Here is a 17,148-nt window from a genome sequence, read left to right as displayed (position 1 = left end):
TGGCCTTCGGTGCGCAAGACGCAACCAAGGCCACATTGGGGCGCTTGGGCTCAGGGGGTCCAGTGCTCCTCGGTCACCGACAGCTCGTCGGTGGTCAGCACGGCGATGGCCGCGCGGTAGCCGTCCGCGGCCTTCAGGTCCACCAGCCGGGTGCGGGCCGGGTCCAGGGCCGGGTCGTCCGACGACGCCAGGCGCGCCGGTTCGTCGTAGCGGGAGAACGTGATGCTCTGCAGTGGGATGCGCAAACCCTTGCCGGTGGCCTTCATCACCGCTTCCTTGCGCGTCCAGTAGACGAAGAAGGCCCGCGAGCGCTCGTCGTCCGCGAGGCCGGTCAGGGACGCCACCTCGGCCGGGCTCAGCGCGTAGTCGATCAGGCCGTCGTCCGCGCGCCGGTTGGCCGTCTCGACGTCCAGGCCCACCGGGACCGACGGGGTCGCCGCCACGCCGATCAGGTCGCCCGAATGCGAGATCGACAGCGTCAGGTCCGCGCCCGGGACCGTCGGCCGCCCGTGGGGCTTGCCGCAGTCTTCGCAGGTCGCGTCGAACTTCACGGTGTCCACGGCCACGCCGAGCCACTCCGCGGCGACCGTCTTCGCCAGCACGCGGCCGGTGAGGAAGCGCCGCTTGTCCGCGTCTTGCCGGTAGTTCTCGAACCGGCCTTGCTCGACGTCATCCAGCAGGCGCAGGAAGCGTTCTTCGGCGGGCAGGGGGGACGACCAGCGGACCACGATCTCCATCACCCCTCCGATCCTTCCCGGCCGCGCGGTGGTTGTCACGAATTCGAGGGGAGGTCTGGGGTAATCCGGGTCTCGCGGGGTACCCTGGACTAAGCAAGCGCTTAGCCAGTGTCGGAGGAGCAGCTCGGATGGATTTCTCACTCAGCACCGAAGAACGTGAAGTGCGCGACTGGGTCCGCACGTTCGTCCAGCGGGAGCTGATCCCGCTCGAGCAGGAAGTCCTCCGCCGCGAGCGTGCGCACCAGCCCGGCCTGACCGGCGAGGAGCTGAAGGACCTCCAGCTGAAGGCGAAGGAGTCCGGCTTCTGGGGCGTCTTCACGCCGGAGGAGTACGGCGGCATGGGCCTGTCCGCGGTGATGGCCGCGCTGCTCGAAGCCGAGCTCGGCCGCACCTTCGTGCCGTTCCGCTTCGGCGGCGCCGCGGACAACATCCTGTTCCACGCCAACGAAGAGCAGAAGCAGACCTATCTGCTGCCGACCATCTCGGGCGAGCGCAAGTCCTGCTTCGCGATCACCGAGCCGGGCGCCGGGTCGGACGCCAAGGCCATCCGGACCACCGCCCGCAAGGACGGCACCGACTGGATCATCAACGGCGAGAAGACCTTCATCACCGGCGGCAACGAAGCCGACTTCACGATGGTCTTCGCCATCACCGACCCCGAAAAGGGGGCGAACGGCGGTGTCACGTGCTTCCTCGTCGACCGCGAGGCCGGCTGGAAGTCCGAGTACATCGACACCATGGGCGAGTGGGGCCCGGCTTCGCTGATCTTCCAGGACGTCCGCGTCCCGGAAACGCAGATCCTCGGCGAGGAAGGCCGCGGCTTCGAGCTCGCCATGCAGTGGATCGGCCAGGGCCGCTACCTGCTGCCGGCACGCGCGATCGGTTCGTGCGAACGGCTGATCTCGATGGCCATCGAGCACGCCAACACGCGGGAGACGTTCGGGCAGAAAATCGCCGAACGCCAGGCCATCCAGTGGATGATCGCCGACTCCGGCGTCGAGCTCGAAGCGCTGCGGTGGCTGGTGCTCAACGCGGCCTGGCAGGTCGACCAGGGTGTCGACTCGCGGCACGCGCAGTCGATGGCGAAGCTCTACGGTGGCCAGAAGGCCAACGAGATCGTCGACCGCGTCCTGCAGATCCACGGCGGCATGGGCTACACGCGGGAGCTGCCGGTCGAGCGGTGGTACCGCGAGCTGCGGCTGCTGCGCATCTACGAAGGCACCGACGAGATCCAGCGCCGCACCATCGCGCGCAACCTGCTCAAGGGGCACGTGAAGGTCGGTGGCGTCCTGGGCTGAGCCGCCCGAGAACGCGTGAAGCCGTCAAGGCCGCCGATTCCCGGCGGCCTTGACGGCTGTTCGGCTGCGTGCTGCGTGCTGCTTACTGCTTGTTGCGAATGGCGATCGGGACGCCGGCGAGGTCCTCTTCGTTGCACAGGAGCTTCACGTCGTAGTACGGCGAACCCTTGCGGTCGTCGTAGTCGAGGTGGATGGCCAGGACGTCGAGCGGCTCGCCCAGCCATTCCTGCGCCTGGCGTAGCCACGCGGAGCACCGCTCCAAGGCGGTGGGGAGATCGTCATCACGGAACTCGACCGGGCGATAGGGGACATCCTGCACCTGATCGCGGGGGTGTGCCGGCGCCGGGAGGCCCGGCGCGAGACCCGAGTCGTCCAGTTCCAGTTGGATCGTTTCCTCAGTCACCCTTCGAGCGTCCCCCACGCACGCCGTCTGGGCAAGGCGTACACAGGTAAAAGCGCCGCTAAACGGACTCCCCCCACTCTTTCGCGACGATTTCACGACAGCGTCGCAAGTCGGCGACGCCGGGCGGGGACGTGCAGCCCAGCGCCCGCGAGACCAGCTCCGCGTAGTGCTCGGCGAGCTGGTCCAGCGCCAGCGGCCCGCGTGGCGAATACCACCTGGCCACGCCGCTGCACATTTCCAGCAGGGCGAGCCGGGTCACCGCCGGGTGTTCGCTGTGGAACACCCCGGCCGCGACACCTTCCTCGATCGCCGCCGCCCACAGGTGTTCGTACGCGTCCCGCAACGCCACCACCGGCTCGCGCGCGGCCGGGGACAGGACGTCGACCTCGTTGTCCACCACGCGGGTTTCCGCCGGTCCCACGGCGTGGGCGAGCACGTGCAGCACCACCAGCGTCCGCAGCCGGGCCACCGGGTCGGCGCTGCCGGCCGTCGCTTCGCGGGCGGCGTCCAGCAACCGGTTCAGCGCGGTGTGCATGATCTCCGCGAGCAGATCCTCCTTGGTGCCCATGTAGTGGTACAGGCTCGCCGACGAGAGTTCCGCCTCCTGCGCCAGATCCCGGATCCCGGTGCCGTGGAAACCCTTGGCGGCGAACAGTTTCACGGCCGCCGCGCGGACCCGCTCCCGGCTCGTCACAGCCATGCTTCCGCCTTCGCGTCCCACGACCCGGCCCGCGGGTCGGCCACCTTCCGCAGCTCGCCCTTGGCCACGCGCTCCGACGGCGTCATCGGGAGCGCGTCGGCGAACGCCCAGAACCGCGGAACCTTGAAGTAGGCGAGCTTTCCGGCGCAGAACCCGGCCAGCGCGGCCGGCTCGGGACGGTCGCCGTCGCACACGACGTAGGCCTTGATCTCCTCGCCGCGCAGTTCGTCGGGCACCGCGACGACGGCCGCCAGCTTCACCGCCGGGTGCAGCAGCAGCGCGCGTTCGACCTCGTCGGCGGACACGTTTTCGCCGCTGCGGCGGATCATGTCCTTCGTGCGCCCGACGTAGTAGACGCGGCCGGCGTCGTCCATCCGGGCCAGGTCGCCGGTGTGGAACCAGCCGCCCGCGAACGCCTTCGCCGTCGCTTCGGGGTCTTCGTGGTAGCCGTGCATCAGCCCGATCCCGCGGATCAGCAGCTCGCCGGTTTCCCCACGGGGCAACGGTTTCCCGTCGTCGCCGGCGATCATCGCCTCGCGGTCGCGGCTCGGCCGCCCGATGCAGCCGGTGCCGACGGTCTCGTCGTGATCCGCCGCGCCGACCCGGATGTCGCCGCCGGTCTCGGTCATCCCGAACGCCTCGTACCACGGCACACCCCAGCGCGCCTCGAGCTCGGCGTGCAGTTCGTGCGGGATCGCGGACGCGCAGATCGCGCGGACGCGGTGGTCGCGGTCGGCTGCCGACGGCTCCTGCCGCAGCAGCAGCGTCGGCATCAGGCCGAGGCAGTAGAACCAGGTGACACCGTGCTCGCGGACCTTCGCCCAGAACGTGCTGGGGTGGAAGCGGTCCAGCACGACGAGGGTGGCGCCGCCGGCCAGCCCGAGCGCGACGTTCCACTGTGGATCGATGTAGTGGAACGGCTGCGCGGTCAGGATGACGTCGTCCTCGCCGACGGCGGGGAAGTCGGTGGCCAGGCTGATCGCGAGGGTCGTCCAGTACCGGTTCGGCAGGACGCAGCCCTTGGGCGCGCCGGTGGTGCCGGACGTGTACTGGATGTTCACCGGAAGTTCAGGCACCGGCTCGAAAGCCGCACTTTCATGTGAAAGTGCGGCCCCCAGGTGGTCGCTTTCACGTGAAAGTGCCGCTGGGGTGATGACTTCGGTGAGGCCGATGCGGGTCAGGAGGGCGGTGAACTCCTCGGCGGCGACCACCAGTTTCGCGCCCGAGTGGCGAAGCACGTGGGCGCCGTCGAACTCCTGGTAGTTCGTGTTGACCGGCACCAGCTGCGCGCCGATCTTCGCCAGTGCCAGCCAGACCAGCGGGAACTCGGGCTGGTTGCGCAGCATCACCGCGACCCGGTCGCCGGGGCCGATGCCGCGCTCGGCCAGCGCCGCGGCCGTTTCGGAACTGCGCCGGTCGACGTCGGCGAAGGTGAAGCGCTCGCCGGTCTCGTCGAAGACCCAGGCCGTGCGCTCCGGCCACAGCTGCGCGGCCCGCGTGACGAGCTGCGCCAGCGTGCCGATGCCGGCGAGCGGGGTCACGTCCGGCTCCGGAAGGCCTCCGTGGACGCGGCGACCGCGGCCGAGGTTTCGGTGATCAGGGCGTGGCTGACTTCGAGTTCGAGGGCCGGCTCGACGTCGATCGGCGCGTCGAGCACGCGCTTGGCCATCGCCGCGGCCGTCGGCGGGTGCTCGGCGATCCGCTTGGCCCAGCTCAGTGCTTCCGCCTGGAGCTGCTCGGCCGGGACGGCGGCGTTGACCATGCCCAGCTCCGCGGCCTTCCGGCCGTCGAAGCGCTCGCCGAGCAGCAGCAGTTCCTTCGCCTTGAGCGGCCCGACGAGCAGCGGCAGCAGCCGCGACGCCGCACCGGTGACGCTCAGCCCCAGCGAGACTTCGGGGAACGCGAAGACGGCGTCTTCGGCGGCGAGGATCAGGTCGCAGCCGAGCGCGAACTCCGCGCCGGCGCCGATCGCGTAGCCGTGCACCGCCGCGATCACCGGCTGGCGCAGCCCGCGCAGCCGCCGCGTGACGTCCTGGAGCCGGTCCAGCCGCGCCCGCGAATCCCCCTCGGGGGTGGGTTCCTTGAGGTCGTGGCCGGCGCAGAAGGCGCGGCCGTTGCCGGAGAGGACGACGACGCGGGCGTCGCTGCGCGCGGCGGCGTCGAGCGCGGTGAGGAAGTCGTCGACCAGGGCGGCGGCGACCGCGTTGAGCCGCTCGGGCCGGTTCAGCCGGATCTGCGCGATGCCGTCCTCGACGGCGAAGTCCACGGTGGGCATGCGGCCGATGCTAGACGTTCGATCGATCGATCGATAGCCTCGGGACTCATGCGGGTCGATGCGGTTTACGAGAACGCCACAGTGTGGACGGGCGTGGGTGTCACCAGCGCACTCGCCGTCCTGCACGGCCGGGTGGTCGCGTTGGGCGACGACGCGGTTTCGCTGTCGGCGCGCTCGCGGGTCGACCTCGCCGGCGGGTTCGTCGTGCCCGGCTTCCACGACGCGCACAACCACATGGCGTGGTTCGGGATGGGCCTCGACGACGTCGCGCTGAGCGGCTGCCGCAGCGTCGAGGAGGTCTACGACGCCGTCGCCGCCCGGGCCGCGAAGCTGCCGGCCGGGAGCTGGGTGGTCGGCAGCGGCTACGACCAGAACAAGCTGGCCGGCGGCCACCCCGACCGGCACGGCCTCGACCGCGCCGCGCCCGGGATGCTCGTTCGGCTCAAGCACACCTCCGGGCACATGACCGTGGTCAACTCGGCCGTGCTCGACCAGCTCGACCTGGCGAACGTGCCCGTCGGTGGCGACGTCGTGCCCGACGCGGACGGCTCGCCGACCGGGCTGCTGCGCGAGCAGGCCCAGCTGCTGCTGCGGCCGCTCACGTACCCGACCCCCGTCGAGCGCATCGTGCGCGGGCTCGACCGGGCGTCCGAGCGGTACTTGTCGGAGGGCATCACCAGCGTCCAGGAAGCCGGGATCGGCGGCGGCCTGGTCGGCGAGACACCCGCGGAACTGGCCGCCTACCAGGAGGCGCGCGATCGCGGCGTGCTGCGCGTGCGCAGCACCGTGATGGTCGCCGCGAGCGTGCTGCACGACCTGCCCGACGACGCCGGCTTCGGCCTCGACCTGGGCTTGCGCACCGGCCTCGGCGACGAGTGGCTGCGCGTCGGCCCGATGAAGTTGTTCGCCGACGGCTCCCTGGTCGGGCGCACCTGCGCGATGCACGACCCCTTCGACGGCGAGCCGGACAACCGCGGCTACTTCCAGGTGCCCGAGGACGCGCTCGCGGAGACGATCCGCCGCGCCCACCAGGCCGGCTGGCAGATCGCGACGCACGCGATCGGTGACCGCGCGATCACAGTCGTCCTCGACGCGTACGAAGCCGCGCTGGCCGTTTCGCCGCGCACGGACCACCGGCACCGCATCGAGCACTGCGCGGTGCTTCAGCCCGCGGAGCTGACTCGCCTGGCATCGCTGGGGTTGCTCGCGTCGCCGCAGGGCCGCTTCGTCAACGAGCTCGGCGACGGCATGCGCGCCGCGCTCGGCGAGTCTCGCGTCCCGTGGTGCTATCGGCTGCGAAGCGTCCTCGACGCGGGTTGCGTGCTTCCCGCGTCTTCGGACCGCCCGGTCGTCGAGGGCGCGCCGCTGCTCGCGCTGGCCGACATGGTGCGCCGGCGCACGTCCTCAGGCGCGCCCTTCGGCCCCGAAGAGGCGCTGACGCCCGAGGAGGCGTTGCGCGCGTACACGTATGGCTCGGCCTACGCGACCTTCGCCGAGCGTGACCTGGGCACGCTCGAACCCGGGAAGCTCGCCGACTTCGCCGTGCTTTCCGGCTCGCCCCTGGAGGAGTCCGCTTTGGACGGGCTCAGCGTGCAAGGCACCGCCGTCGGCGGCGAACTGCGTTATCAAGCGTGATGACTCACTTCCCCTCCACGAATTCCAGCGCTTCTTCGGCCAGCGCGGACCAGGGTTGCGCCGACCCCGTGTCCAACGCCAGCCACTCCTTCATCGGCGTGCCCTTGTTGGCGTCGAAGCGCACGCCATGCCCGCCTTCGGCCAGCTCGTCCACCCTCGCCCGGGGTAGCTTCAGCACCAGCTGCCCGCGGACGAACATCGCGAAGATCCGGCCGTTCGCGCGCAGTGCCGTGCGCCCGAAGCCACCGGTCGCGCCCGGTGGCGTGATGCCCGGACGTCCGGTGAACTCGTCGACCAGGTCCTCGAACCGCTGTTCCGGTGCCATCGATCACCTCCGACCACGACCGTAACGACCACCACCGACAAAAACGGGAGGCACGATGCCCGTCCGCGATGCCGTCTTCGAAGACATCGAGGAAATCTGCGCGCTCATCGAGGAGCACGCCGTCTACGAGGACAACCACGACCTCAAGCTCGACCGCGCCGAGATGAGCGGTCACCTGTTCGGGCCCGATCCCAAGGCGTGGGTGCTGATCGCGACCCCGCCGGGCGAGCCCGGCACGGTCGCCGGCTTCGCGTTCTGCAGCTGGAACTTCTCCACCTGGGAGGCGCGGCCGGGGATCTGGCTGGACGACCTGTTCGTCCGCCCGGCGCACCGCCGCCACGGCCTCGGCGGCGAGCTGCTCGACGAGCTCCGCAACCGCACGACCGGCCGCGTCGAGTGGGACCTGCAGGCGGGCAACGAGAAAGGCGAGGCGTTCTACGCGCAGCTGGGCGCGGAACCGGTGCCCGGCTGGATCCGCTACCGCTGGCGGCCGTGACTTTCACGAGAAAGTACGTAGCCCCGTAAAGTATGCGGCATGGGAGATGGTTCGGTCCGGAGGTCCTCGTCGGTCGAGGACTACGTCCGGGTGATCTACGGCCTGGTCGAGCGGGGTGAGGCGGTCACGAACACCTCGCTCGCCGGCCGGCTGGAGGTCAGCCCGTCCTCGGCGTCGGGGATGGTCACGAAGCTGTCCCAGCTGGGCCTGGTCACCCACGTGCCGTACCGCGGGATCGAGCTGACCGCCGACGGGCGGCTGCTGGCCCGCTCGGTGCTGCGGCGGCACCGGCTGATCGAGACGTACCTGGTGTCGGAGCTCGGCTACACGTGGGACGAGGTCCACGCGGAGGCGGACGCGCTGGAGCACGCGGTGTCGGACAGGCTGGTGGAGCGCATCGCGGCCAAGCTCGGCAACCCGGTCCGCGACCCTCATGGCGACCCGATCCCGGCCCCGGACGGCAGCGTGGAGGAGCTGGCGGTCCGGATCCTGGACGACCTCGAGCCGGGCGCGGTGGGCGAGATCGTCCGGGTCTGGGACACGGACCCGGAGCTGCTGAGGTACCTGACGGAACACGCGATCAACCTGGGCGAACGCATCGAGGTCGTGGAGCGGCAGCCGTTCGGGGGACCGATGGTGGTGAAGGTGGGGTCACCGCCTGATGCGGCTACGCACGCCATTGGCAAGGAGATCGCGCAGGCGTTGTCGGTCACCCTGCGCTGAGCGGCTCAGTACGACCATTCCCAGCCATGTGCACCGGGGCCGAACAGCCCGGAACCATCTGTGAGCTGCACAGTGCCGCTCTTCGCTGTGGTGGATAGCGCAACCTGACCGGTGTAGGTGCGATTCGCCGCGTACGCGGAGGGCAGACTCTTCGGCTCCACGCACATGTCGGTCTCCGCCTGGTTCGTGACGCCGTCGGCGCCGGTCGTCGAGAAGGCGAACGGGTTGATCAGCCCGGGCAGGACCGTGAACGCGTTGATGTCGCTATTGGCGTCGTGTTCGGTGTAGGTCTTGACGGTCACATCGAGCAGCAACGTGTGTTTTCCGGCTTCGCGCGACATGTACGAGCCGCACTTCGGATCGACAGCGATCTTGGTGACCCAGAAGTCCACCGCAGGACTGCCGTCGGTGTTCGTGATGCCGGCCCGCTCGCCGACCTTCTTCGTGATGTAGGCCGGGGCTGTGGAGGACGGAGCGGTCGAGGCGGTCGGGGACACACTCGCCGGCGCCTGGACCGATGCCGCCGCAGTGGTTGGGGGTGCCTCGTTGCCGCAGGCGGCCAGCCCGAAGGCAGTGGTGGCGGCCGCCATGAGGTAGATCGTGCGCTTGATCATCTCCTGCCCCCTTGATCGTGTTGATCGGGAGTCGCGGGCCGCGGTTCAGCTGTTACGGCCACCGACGGACTGCGAGGGGCGTACGCCCAACTGACGTCCTGAAGCGGATGTGGTGACCGCTCCACCACCGACACCATGACCGCATGAAACCCTTCCGCTTCGGCATCGTCGCCGGTCACGCTCGTGACCTCACCTCCTGGACCGCCCAGGCCGAGCAGGTCGAGAAGCTCGGCTTCGACACCCTGCTCGCCACCGATCCCGTTGGCGCCGCCGATCCCTTCGTGCTGCTCGGGGCCGCCGCCGCGGTGACCCTCGACCTCACCATCGGGACCTTCGTGCTCGCCGATCCCTTCCGCGACCCGAAAGCCGTCGGCTGGCAGGTCCAGACCCTGCACCAGCAGACCGGCGGCCGGTTCGAGCTCGGGCTCGGGGTCGGGCGGCCCGGTGCGAAGGCGCACGCCGAAAGCCTCGGGCGGGAGTTCGGCGGACCGGGTGAGCGCATCACACGGATGGCGGAAACGATCGCCCACCTCAAACGATCGGTCGACCGCCCGCGGTTGATGCTCGCCGGCGGGGGACCGAAAATGCTCGCGCTCGCCGCGCAAGAAGCCGACACCGTCACCTTCACCTGGGCGCCGACGACCACCGAAACCGAGGCGCAGTCCATTGTGGATCGATTCCGGACGCTCGCCGGTGAGCGGCTGCCGGAGATCGAGCTCGGGCTGAACCTGATGGCCGTCGGGGACCGGCCTTCGCCCGGGATCGCGCGGTGGGCCGGGGTCGACGTGCCCGAGCTCGCCGCCGGCGGTGCCGTCACCGTGCTGCCCGCGGATCCCGCGCAGGCAGCGGAAAAGCTTCTCCGCTGGCGCGAGCGGTGGGGGATTTCCTACGTCACGATCAACTCGGGCTACGCGGAACCGTTCGCCGAGATCGCCGAAACAGCGCGCGCAGCGTAACTCGCAGGTGGGTGAGTGCTCTTCCGATCTTGCGAACCTGCGCCTACGCTCCAGGTTTCGTATTCGAGAGTGCTTCGGAGCGATGTGATGACCGGTCAGCGAACACGCACCATCGACCGGGGGGAACAGGCGGAGCTGAGCCACTTGCTGGCCGCGGGGCCGTTCGACGTCGCCCTGCGGGCGGCGATCCGGGCCCGCGGACTCGGCCTCGACCGGATCCGCTATCGCTTGCGCGGCAGGGGAACCACGGTCAGCCTGGCCACCCTCAGCCATTGGCAGTCCGGGCGGTGCCGGCCCGAACGGGCGGAGTCGTTGGAGGCCTTGCGGAATCTCGAGGACATCCTGAACGTGCCGGACGGCTCGCTCAGCAAGCTCCTCGGGCCGCCGCGGGGAAGAACGCGCTTCCACGCGCAGCCGCCGCCGCTCAACTGAGCGGTACCAACGGAAAACCGCTCACTTGAGCGGATCACGTAGGCTCGCGCCATGCGAGCTGTGGTGATGGAGGAGTTCGGCGTCCCGCCCGTCGTGCGGGACGTGCCGGAGCCGGTGGCCGCACCGGGCGGCGTCGTGATCGAGGTCGACGCGACCGGCGTGTGCCGCAGCGACTGGCACACGTGGCAGGGCCACGACACCGCGGTGAGCCTGCCGCACGTCGCCGGGCACGAGCTGGCCGGCCGGATCGTCGAGCTCGGCGCCGGTGTGCGCGGCTGGGCGCTCGGCGCGCGCGTCACCGTGCCGTTCGTCTGCGCCTGCGGCACGTGCGCCCAGTGCGCCCGCGGCGACCAGCAGATTTGCGACCGCGAGTTCCAGCCCGGCGCGACGCACTGGGGCTCCTTCGCCGAGCGCGTGGCCATCGAGCACGCCGAGACGAACCTGGTCGCGCTGCCGGACTCGCTCGGCGCCGCCGAAGCCGCGGCGCTGGGCTGCCGGTTCGGGACGGCGTTCCGCGCGGTGCTGCGCCAGGGCCGTGTCACCGCCGGGCAGTGGGTTTCGGTCTACGGCTGCGGTGGCGTCGGGATCTCCGCGGTGCTGCTGGCCGTCGCGGCGGGCGCGAAGGTCGTCGCGGTCGACGTCTCGCCGTCGGCGTTGCAGCTGGCCGCGAAGTCCGGCGCCACGCTCACCGTCGACTCCTCGGCGTTCGACGGCCCGGAAGCCGTCGCCGAGCACGTGCGGGAGCTGACCGGTGGGGTACGCACGTCTCCCTCGACTGCCTCGGCGCGCCGTCGACCTGCGCGGCGTCGGTGGGCAGCCTCCGCAAGCGCGGCCGGCACGTCCAGGCCGGGCTGATGCCGCCCGCCCAGGGGGTCGCGCCGATCCCGATGCACCGCGTCATCGGCGGCGAGCTGGAGCTGGTCGGCATCCACGGGCTGCAGGCCCACGAGTACCCGGAGCTGCTGCGCGTCGTCGAGACGGCCGGGATCGACCTCGCCGCGCTGATCGGGCGGCGGATCGGCCTCGACGACGTCCCGGCGGCGCTGGCCGCGATGAACGATCCCGTGCCGGCGCAGGCGGGCGTCACCGTTGTGACGTTTCGTGACTGATCCGCGCCGCCCAGGTCAAGTGACCGGTTCGTAGCTGATCCACGCTGGCCTTGTGACATTCAGGTGTGGGAACGTCTAGACATGGTGGCCCAAAGCGAGGGGATTCGGCCGCAGGAGCGCCCGGTTGGTCCGTTCGGGCGGCTCCTGCGGCTGTTCGCTGTTGCGGGGGTGACGTTCCGCGGCCACCGGATCGTGCCCTCGACGATCACCGAGCGTGCGCGACGGGAGTCTCCGGCACAATCGAGGTGATGGACGCCCTCCTCCCGCGGCCGCGTGCCGAGCTCGCGCCCGGCGCGGTCCACCTGCCCGACTGGCTCGGTTTCGACGAGCAGCGGGACTTCGTGGCGGCCTGCCGCGGCTTCGCCGGCTACCGCCACACCCGCCTGCCGAACGGCGGCGTCATGTCGGTCAAGTCGGTCTGCCTCGGCTGGCACTGGTACCCGTACGGCTACTCGCGCACGACCGGCGAGGGCACGCCGGTGCTGCCGTTCCCGGACTGGCTCGGCGACCTCGGCCGCCGCGCGCTGGCGGACGCGTACGGGGACACCGAGCCGTACGAGCCGGACATCGCGCTGGTCAACTTCTACGACGCGGCCGCGAAGATGGGTCTGCACCAGGACAAGGACGAGCGCAGCCTGGCGCCGGTGGTGTCGTTCAGCCTCGGCGACGCGTGCGTGTTCCGCTTCGGCAACACCGAGACCCGCGGCCGCCCGTACACCGACGTCGAACTCCGGTCGGGCGACGTCTTCGTGTTCGGCGGCCCTTCGCGGCTCGCGTACCACGGGGTGCCGAAGACGCTGCCCGGCACGGCCGACCCGGCGCTGGGCCTCACCGGGCGGCTGAACATCACGCTGCGGGTGTCGGGGCTCTAGTCCGTTGTGGACTCGTCGTCGGGGACCACGATGAGCCGGACGGCGAGGGAGCGTGAGCCTTCGGGGTGGTCGCCGGGCTCGGTGACGTACTTCCACAGCAGGTTCTGGTACTCCTCGACGAACGACGTGACCTGCTCCTTCGTCAGCCGCAACCCCGCGCGATAGATCTGGTTCCAGCCCCGGGCGCTGTCGTAACCCGCGTACGCCCGCGTGACCAGGCCGAGGTCGTGGCTCATCTTGAGCGCGCCGAGCTTGCGCGCGGCCTCGCGCTCGTCCGGGGTCATCTCCAGCCCCGGCGGGGTGTAGATGTCCTTCATCAGCGACTTCCACCAGCGTTCGCGGCCGGTGGAGCGCTCCTCGATCTCCGCGATCAGCTCGAGGTCGGCGAGCTTGCGGAGGTGGTAGCTGGTCGTCCCGGTGCTCTCGCCGAGGGCCTTCGCGACGCTGGTCGAGTTCGCTTCGCCGTGTTCGCCCAGGTAGGACAGGATGTCGCGGCGCACCGGGTTGGCCAGGGCCTTGTAGAAGGCCTTGAGATCCGCGCCGGTGAGGACGCGCCGTTCGGGACGTTCGACCATGCCCGGAGCCTACTACAGAGACTGTTTGCAGAGATTCTCTGCAATCGCTACCTTGGTTGGCATGGGGACTTCGGGGGTTTCGAAGAGACGGCTGCTCTGGGCGGCGGGCCTCTGCCTGCTGCCGTGGATCGCGGTGCTGGCGACGACGTTGCCGGACACCGCGGTGGCCCAGCACTGGCGGCTCGCGTGGACGGGCTTCGACGCGGCGGAGGCACTCGGCCTGCTGGTCACGGCGTGGCTGCTCGCCCGCACCGACCCGCGGGCGCCACTGGCGGCGACGGCCACGGCGACCCTGCTGCTGGCCGACGCCTGGTTCGACGTCACGACGGCCGGCAGCGACGTCGGGCTCTCGCTGCTCATGGCGGCGCTGGAGGTGCCGCTGGCGCTGGTGTGCCTGTCGGTGGCCCGCGCGGTGCCGGCCCATGTCTGAGCTGACGCCGCGGCTGCGCGACGAGATCGACGACCAGGTCGCCGAAGCGTTCGACGCCTGCCTCGCCGACCGGCTGGCCGAGCGTGGCCCGCTGCGCGACGCGCTGCGGGGGCGTCGCACGTGGCCGTTGTGGGTGGCGATCGTCCTGACCAACCTCGCCTGGCTGGTGGCCGCGAGCCGTTAAGATCCGAGCCCCGACCGGCGAACAAGGGGGACTCGATGAGCGGTGTCAAGGTGTTGGTGGCCGGAGCGAGCATCGCGGGGCCCGCGCTCGCGCACTGGCTGCAGCGGCGGGGCGCCGAGGTGACCGTCGTGGAGCGGGCGCCCGGGCTGCGGCCCGGCGGGCAGGCCGTCGACGCGCGTGGGGTGGCCAGGGAGGTCATCCGGCGGATGGGGCTCGACGCGGCCGTGCGCGCGGCCCGCACCGACACCGCCGGCGCGTACGTCGTCGACGCCGACGGGAAGGTGCTCGAGACCTTCAGCGCGGAAGACGACGGCGGCGACGGCTACATCTCCGAGATCGAGATCCTGCGCGGGGACCTGTCCCGGGTGCTGCACGAAGACACCCGCGACACCGTCGAGTACGTCTTCGGCGACCGGATCGCCGAGCTCGCCCAGGACGCCGACGGCGTCGACGTCGGCTTCGAAGGTGGTGACCGGCGGCGGTTCGACCTGGTGGTCGGGGCCGACGGGCTGCACTCGGCGCTGCGGGGGATGGTCTTCGGGCCGCGTGAGAAGTTCGTCCGCCACTTGGGGTCCGTGCTGGCTTTCTACAGCGTGCCCAACGAGTTCGGGCTCGAGCGCTGGATGCTCGACTACCAGGAGGCCGGGCGCTCGGCCGGGCTGCGGCCGCTGCCGGACGCGACCCGCGCGATGGCCATGTTGTCCTTCCCCGCGGCCGAGTTCGACGTCGACTACCGCGACATCGAGGCCCAGAAACGCCTGCTGCGTGAACAGATGGCCGGGTTCGGCTGGCTGACCCCGCGCATCCTCACGCACCTGGACGACACCCCGGACTTCTACTTGGACCAGATCGCCCAGGTGGTCATGGACCGCTGGTCGGCCGGGCGGGTGGCGCTGCTCGGCGACGCGGCGTTCAGCTCGTCGCCGCTGTCCGGCGGTGGCACCGGGCTGGCTCTCGTCGGCGCCTACCTGCTGGCCGGTGAGCTGGCCGCCGCCGGCTGGGACCCGGCGGCCGGGTTCGCCGGCTACGAGCAGCGGATGCGTTCCTACGTCGAGGCCAACCAGGAGATCGGGCGGCTGCACGCGAGCATGCGTGAGGGCGCCGAACCCGAGGAGCCCGACATGGAGAAGCTCGGCCCGCTGATCGAGCGCGCGATCAACGGCGTCGAGCTGCCGGACTACGCCGGCCTGCCGGACTCCCGGGCCGCCGCGAACCGCACTGTCTGACCGGGACGCAGCTGCGCCGCCAGGTCGAGATCGGCCTCCTCGACGACGGCGAGCACCGGGTAGCCGCCCGTCGTCGGGGCGTCCGCGTGGAACAGGATCGGCCGGCCCGACGGCGGCACCTGCACCGAGCCGGGCACGCACGCCTCCGACGGCAGTTCGTCGTGGCGGACCCGCTCGAGGGCGGGCCCGGTCAGGCGGATGCCGACGCGGTTCGAGTCCGGCGACACCGTGTACACAGTGGACAGCAGCTCGTCCGGGGCCGCGAACCAGTCGCGACGCGGTCCCGGCGTCACACGCAGCACCGGAGCCTCGGGCAACGCCGCGCGTGGCGCCAGATCGACGACCGGGAACGCGCCGGGAGTGCCCACCGGCACCAGCATCCCGGCGGCGAGCGGCGGCGGTCCCAGCTGCCCGAGCGTGTCGGTGGCGCGCGACCCGAGCACTGGCGGCACGTCGATCCCGCCCCGGACCGCGACGTAGCACCGCAGTCCCGAAGTTGCCGTGCCCAGCACGAGCTCATCGCCCGGCCACAGCGTGACCGGCGCGTTCATCCCGCCCGGCGACACCGGGCACGACGCGCCGGTCACCGCGACCGTCGTCACGCTCGAGGCACGCAGCACCAGCCCGCCGAGCGTCACCTCCAGCGCCGCGGCTCCGGCCGGATTCCCGACCAGGCGGTTGGCCAGCTCGAACGACCCGCGGTCCGCGGCGCCGGACCGCGAGACGCCGAGCGCCGCGTACCCGGGCCGGCCGTGGTCCTGCACCGTCGTCGAGAACCCCGGCCGGACGATCTCCAGCTTCACGCCGTCACCGCCTCGAACCGCACGCGGGTGCCCGGCGGCAGCAGGTTCGGCGGGTCGCGTTCGACGTCCCACACCGGCACTTCCGCGCGGCCGAGCAGCCGCCAGCCACCCGGCGACGCGCTCGGGTACACCGCGCTGTACTCCCCGGCGATCGCCACCGAGCCGGCCGGGATGCGCGTCCGCGGCGTCGAGCGCCGCGAGACGTGCAACGCCGGGTCCAACCCGGACAGGTACGCGAACCCCGGCGCGAACCCGCAGAACGCGGATACGTAGGAACCCGCGCTGTGCCGGGAAATCACCGAAGCCACCGAGACGCCCGCCTCGGCCGCGACGTCGGCCAGGTCCTCGCCGTCGTACACCACCGGGACCACCACCTCGCCGGCGCCGGTCACCGTGCTGTCCACAGGGGACACTTCGCGCAGCACGGCGCCCAGGCGGTCCGCGTCCGTCACCGCGGGGTCGAAGCGGACCAGCAGGGTGCGGGCCGCCGGGACCAGCTCCTCGACGCCGGCCAGGTCCAGCGCGGTCACCGCGGCTTGGTACCCCAGCACGTCTTCCGCTTCCACCAGCACCGCGCGCCGCCCGCACGGCAGCAGCCGGACGGTCATCCGGTGAACGCCCCCAGCTGCACGCCGGCCGCGGTCAGCGCCGCCTCGATCCGGCGGGCCAGCTCCACCGCGCCCGGCGTGTCCCCGTGCACGCACAGGGAATCCGGACGCACGTCGAGCTTGCTGCCGTCCTCGGTGACCACGCCGCCGGTCGCCATGCCGATCGCGCGTTCGGCCACCGCGTCCGGATCGTGCAGCACCGCGCCCGGCTTCTTGCGCGACACGAGCTTGCCGTCGGCGGTGTAGGCGCGGTCCGCGAACGCCTCCGCGTACGCCACGACACCCGCTTTTTCCGCCTCCCGCTGCATTTCCGAGTCCGGCAGGCAAAGCAGCGCGAGCGCGGGGTCGTACCGGCGGAGGCCGGCGACGATCGCCGCGGCCTGCTCCGGGTCCACCGCCGCGGTGTTGTACAACGCGCCGTGCGGCTTCACGTACGTCACGCGGCTGCCCGCCGCGCGGGCGAACGCGTCGAGCGCGCCGATCTGGTAGAGCACCTCGTCGGCGAGGGCGTCCGGCGCGATGTCGAGCGCGCGCCGGCCGAACCCGGCCAGGTCGCGGTACCCGACGTGCGCGCCGATCGCGACGCCGCGTTCGGCCGCCAGCTCGCACACCCGCCGCATCACCGACGGGTCGCCGGCGTGGAAGCCGCACGCGATGTTCGCGCTGGTCACGATGTCGAGCATGGCTTCGTCGTCGCCCATCTTCCAGGCGCCGAAGCCCTCACCAAGATCGCTGTTCAGATCCATT

21 protein-coding genes and 1 pseudogene are annotated in these 17,148 nt (G+C 71.2%); 11 read left to right on the top strand and 11 right to left on the bottom strand.

The window, feature by feature from the left end:
• Positions 1 to 50: 50 nt before the first annotated feature.
• Entirely contained in the window at positions 51 to 737 is a 687-nt protein-coding gene (locus tag M8542_RS15235) for a 4'-phosphopantetheinyl transferase family protein (protein WP_276586510.1), read from the bottom strand.
• 128 nt (positions 738 to 865) lie between these two features.
• Between M8542_RS15235 and M8542_RS15230 the strand changes: the two genes are divergently transcribed.
• Positions 866 to 2,035: an acyl-CoA dehydrogenase family protein gene (locus M8542_RS15230; protein WP_086680388.1), complete on the top strand. Its 1,170-nt coding sequence runs from the start codon at positions 866 to 868 to the stop codon at positions 2,033 to 2,035.
• An 82-nt stretch (positions 2,036 to 2,117) separates the two neighbouring features.
• On the opposite strand, the gene M8542_RS15225 is transcribed toward M8542_RS15230, so the two are convergent.
• The 4 genes from M8542_RS15225 to M8542_RS15210 are packed head-to-tail and all read right to left on the bottom strand — an operon-like array spanning position 2,118 to position 5,413.
• On the bottom strand, positions 2,118 to 2,438 hold the full coding sequence (locus tag M8542_RS15225) for a hypothetical protein (RefSeq protein ID WP_257920800.1): 321 nt from the start codon (positions 2,436 to 2,438) through the stop codon (positions 2,118 to 2,120).
• 58 nt (positions 2,439 to 2,496) lie between these two features.
• Complete coding sequence (locus M8542_RS15220) at positions 2,497 to 3,138, bottom strand: TetR/AcrR family transcriptional regulator (RefSeq protein WP_276586509.1); 642 nt, start codon at positions 3,136 to 3,138, stop codon at positions 2,497 to 2,499.
• Positions 3,129 to 4,679 carry an ATP-dependent acyl-CoA ligase gene (locus tag M8542_RS15215; protein WP_257920799.1) on the bottom strand — a complete coding sequence of 517 codons (1,551 nt, stop codon included), beginning with the start codon at positions 4,677 to 4,679 and terminating at the stop codon, positions 3,129 to 3,131. The genes M8542_RS15220 and M8542_RS15215 overlap by 10 nt, the downstream gene beginning before the upstream one ends.
• Positions 4,676 to 5,413, bottom strand: a complete 738-nt coding sequence (locus M8542_RS15210) for an enoyl-CoA hydratase/isomerase family protein (protein WP_257920798.1) — start codon at positions 5,411 to 5,413, stop codon at positions 4,676 to 4,678. Before M8542_RS15210 ends, M8542_RS15215 begins: the two co-directional genes overlap by 4 nt.
• A 48-nt stretch (positions 5,414 to 5,461) precedes the next feature.
• Between M8542_RS15210 and M8542_RS15205 the strand changes: the two genes are divergently transcribed.
• Positions 5,462 to 7,048 carry an amidohydrolase gene (locus tag M8542_RS15205; protein WP_257920797.1) on the top strand — a complete coding sequence of 529 codons (1,587 nt, stop codon included), beginning with the start codon at positions 5,462 to 5,464 and terminating at the stop codon, positions 7,046 to 7,048.
• 4 nt (positions 7,049 to 7,052) lie between these two features.
• Here the strand turns inward: M8542_RS15205 and M8542_RS15200 are convergent, their stop codons facing one another.
• A complete protein-coding gene (locus M8542_RS15200; RefSeq protein ID WP_257920796.1) occupies positions 7,053 to 7,373 on the bottom strand; it encodes a hypothetical protein in 321 nt (106 codons plus the stop codon).
• A gap of 55 nt (positions 7,374 to 7,428) precedes the next feature.
• Between M8542_RS15200 and M8542_RS15195 the strand changes: the two genes are divergently transcribed.
• Together M8542_RS15195 and M8542_RS15190 are read left to right on the top strand one after the other, a co-directional pair.
• On the top strand, positions 7,429 to 7,869 hold the full coding sequence (locus tag M8542_RS15195; RefSeq protein WP_257920795.1) for a GNAT family N-acetyltransferase: 441 nt from the start codon (positions 7,429 to 7,431) through the stop codon (positions 7,867 to 7,869).
• A 39-nt stretch (positions 7,870 to 7,908) separates the two neighbouring features.
• Positions 7,909 to 8,592 (top strand): metal-dependent transcriptional regulator, encoded by a 684-nt coding sequence (locus M8542_RS15190; protein WP_257920794.1) that lies wholly within the window; start codon positions 7,909 to 7,911, stop codon positions 8,590 to 8,592.
• Positions 8,593 to 8,597: 5 nt separating this feature from the next.
• On the opposite strand, the gene M8542_RS15185 is transcribed toward M8542_RS15190, so the two are convergent.
• Positions 8,598 to 9,206 (bottom strand): hypothetical protein, encoded by a 609-nt coding sequence (locus M8542_RS15185; RefSeq protein ID WP_257920793.1) that lies wholly within the window; start codon positions 9,204 to 9,206, stop codon positions 8,598 to 8,600.
• A gap of 143 nt (positions 9,207 to 9,349) precedes the next feature.
• Between M8542_RS15185 and M8542_RS15180 the strand changes: the two genes are divergently transcribed.
• The 4 genes and pseudogenes from M8542_RS15180 (at position 9,350) to M8542_RS15165 (ending at position 12,575) form a co-directional block, all read left to right on the top strand.
• Complete coding sequence (locus M8542_RS15180; RefSeq protein WP_257920792.1) at positions 9,350 to 10,162, top strand: LLM class flavin-dependent oxidoreductase; 813 nt, start codon at positions 9,350 to 9,352, stop codon at positions 10,160 to 10,162.
• A gap of 87 nt (positions 10,163 to 10,249) precedes the next feature.
• Complete coding sequence (locus tag M8542_RS15175; RefSeq protein ID WP_257920791.1) at positions 10,250 to 10,594, top strand: transcriptional regulator; 345 nt, start codon at positions 10,250 to 10,252, stop codon at positions 10,592 to 10,594.
• Positions 10,595 to 10,645: 51 nt separating this feature from the next.
• Positions 10,646 to 11,703, top strand: a pseudogene (locus M8542_RS15170) (zinc-binding dehydrogenase).
• Positions 11,704 to 11,951: 248 nt separating this feature from the next.
• Positions 11,952 to 12,575, top strand: coding sequence for an alpha-ketoglutarate-dependent dioxygenase AlkB family protein (locus M8542_RS15165; protein WP_257920790.1), 624 nt, complete (start codon positions 11,952 to 11,954; stop codon positions 12,573 to 12,575).
• Here the strand turns inward: M8542_RS15165 and M8542_RS15160 are convergent.
• Positions 12,572 to 13,150, bottom strand: coding sequence for an ArsR/SmtB family transcription factor (locus M8542_RS15160; RefSeq protein WP_257920789.1), 579 nt, complete (start codon positions 13,148 to 13,150; stop codon positions 12,572 to 12,574). The two genes, M8542_RS15165 and M8542_RS15160, sit on opposite strands and share 4 nt — an antisense overlap.
• 61 nt (positions 13,151 to 13,211) lie before the next feature.
• Here M8542_RS15160 and M8542_RS15155 point away from each other — a divergent pair, with 61 nt between their 5' ends.
• The 3 genes from M8542_RS15155 to M8542_RS15145 are packed head-to-tail and all read left to right on the top strand — an operon-like array spanning position 13,212 to position 14,990.
• The gene (locus M8542_RS15155; RefSeq protein ID WP_257920788.1) at positions 13,212 to 13,580 is read left to right on the top strand and encodes a hypothetical protein; all 369 of its coding nucleotides are present in this window, start codon (positions 13,212 to 13,214) and stop codon (positions 13,578 to 13,580) included.
• Positions 13,573 to 13,764: a hypothetical protein gene (locus M8542_RS15150; protein WP_257920787.1), complete on the top strand. Its 192-nt coding sequence runs from the start codon at positions 13,573 to 13,575 to the stop codon at positions 13,762 to 13,764. The genes M8542_RS15155 and M8542_RS15150 overlap by 8 nt, the downstream gene beginning before the upstream one ends.
• A gap of 35 nt (positions 13,765 to 13,799) precedes the next feature.
• Positions 13,800 to 14,990 (top strand): FAD-dependent monooxygenase, encoded by a 1,191-nt coding sequence (locus M8542_RS15145; protein ID WP_257920786.1) that lies wholly within the window; start codon positions 13,800 to 13,802, stop codon positions 14,988 to 14,990.
• On the opposite strand, the gene M8542_RS15140 is transcribed toward M8542_RS15145, so the two are convergent.
• From M8542_RS15140 to M8542_RS15130, 3 genes are read right to left on the bottom strand one after another with little or no spacing between them, the layout of a single operon-like run.
• A complete protein-coding gene (locus tag M8542_RS15140) occupies positions 14,942 to 15,793 on the bottom strand; it encodes a 5-oxoprolinase subunit C family protein (protein WP_257920785.1) in 852 nt (283 codons plus the stop codon). The two genes, M8542_RS15145 and M8542_RS15140, sit on opposite strands and share 49 nt — an antisense overlap.
• The gene (locus tag M8542_RS15135) at positions 15,790 to 16,401 is read right to left on the bottom strand and encodes a 5-oxoprolinase subunit B family protein (protein ID WP_257920784.1); all 612 of its coding nucleotides are present in this window, start codon (positions 16,399 to 16,401) and stop codon (positions 15,790 to 15,792) included. Before M8542_RS15135 ends, M8542_RS15140 begins: the two co-directional genes overlap by 4 nt.
• On the bottom strand, positions 16,398 to 17,147 hold the full coding sequence (locus tag M8542_RS15130; RefSeq protein ID WP_257920783.1) for a LamB/YcsF family protein: 750 nt from the start codon (positions 17,145 to 17,147) through the stop codon (positions 16,398 to 16,400). Before M8542_RS15130 ends, M8542_RS15135 begins: the two co-directional genes overlap by 4 nt.
• Between the last annotated feature and the right edge of the window lies 1 nt (position 17,148).

This window comes from Amycolatopsis iheyensis (genome assembly GCF_024703995.1).
Taxonomy (GTDB): domain Bacteria; phylum Actinomycetota; class Actinomycetes; order Mycobacteriales; family Pseudonocardiaceae; genus Amycolatopsis; species Amycolatopsis iheyensis.
This window is presented reverse-complemented; position numbering and strand designations above follow the sequence as displayed.

Bases quoted from the DNA above. Each gene is read 5' to 3' on its own strand.
- M8542_RS15190 (WP_257920794.1), top strand. From the start codon at position 7,909: ATGGGAGATGGTTCGGTCCGGAGGTCCTCGTCGGTCGAGGACTACGTC.
- M8542_RS15145 (WP_257920786.1), top strand. From the start codon at position 13,800: ATGAGCGGTGTCAAGGTGTTGGTGGCCGGAGCGAGCATCGCGGGGCCC.
- M8542_RS15160 (WP_257920789.1), bottom strand. From the start codon at position 13,150: ATGGTCGAACGTCCCGAACGGCGCGTCCTCACCGGCGCGGATCTCAAG.
- M8542_RS15155 (WP_257920788.1), top strand. From the start codon at position 13,212: ATGGGGACTTCGGGGGTTTCGAAGAGACGGCTGCTCTGGGCGGCGGGC.
- M8542_RS15200 (WP_257920796.1), bottom strand. From the start codon at position 7,373: ATGGCACCGGAACAGCGGTTCGAGGACCTGGTCGACGAGTTCACCGGA.
- M8542_RS15130 (WP_257920783.1), bottom strand. From the start codon at position 17,147: ATGGATCTGAACAGCGATCTTGGTGAGGGCTTCGGCGCCTGGAAGATG.
- M8542_RS15135 (WP_257920784.1), bottom strand. From the start codon at position 16,401: ATGACCGTCCGGCTGCTGCCGTGCGGGCGGCGCGCGGTGCTGGTGGAA.
- M8542_RS15205 (WP_257920797.1), top strand. From the start codon at position 5,462: ATGCGGGTCGATGCGGTTTACGAGAACGCCACAGTGTGGACGGGCGTG.
- M8542_RS15220 (WP_276586509.1), bottom strand. From the start codon at position 3,138: ATGGCTGTGACGAGCCGGGAGCGGGTCCGCGCGGCGGCCGTGAAACTG.
- M8542_RS15230 (WP_086680388.1), top strand. From the start codon at position 866: ATGGATTTCTCACTCAGCACCGAAGAACGTGAAGTGCGCGACTGGGTC.
- M8542_RS15235 (WP_276586510.1), bottom strand. From the start codon at position 737: ATGGAGATCGTGGTCCGCTGGTCGTCCCCCCTGCCCGCCGAAGAACGC.
- M8542_RS15210 (WP_257920798.1), bottom strand. From the start codon at position 5,413: ATGCCCACCGTGGACTTCGCCGTCGAGGACGGCATCGCGCAGATCCGG.
- M8542_RS15165 (WP_257920790.1), top strand. From the start codon at position 11,952: ATGGACGCCCTCCTCCCGCGGCCGCGTGCCGAGCTCGCGCCCGGCGCG.
- M8542_RS15180 (WP_257920792.1), top strand. From the start codon at position 9,350: ATGAAACCCTTCCGCTTCGGCATCGTCGCCGGTCACGCTCGTGACCTC.
- M8542_RS15175 (WP_257920791.1), top strand. From the start codon at position 10,250: ATGACCGGTCAGCGAACACGCACCATCGACCGGGGGGAACAGGCGGAG.
- M8542_RS15150 (WP_257920787.1), top strand. From the start codon at position 13,573: ATGTCTGAGCTGACGCCGCGGCTGCGCGACGAGATCGACGACCAGGTC.
- M8542_RS15185 (WP_257920793.1), bottom strand. From the start codon at position 9,206: ATGATCAAGCGCACGATCTACCTCATGGCGGCCGCCACCACTGCCTTC.
- M8542_RS15195 (WP_257920795.1), top strand. From the start codon at position 7,429: ATGCCCGTCCGCGATGCCGTCTTCGAAGACATCGAGGAAATCTGCGCG.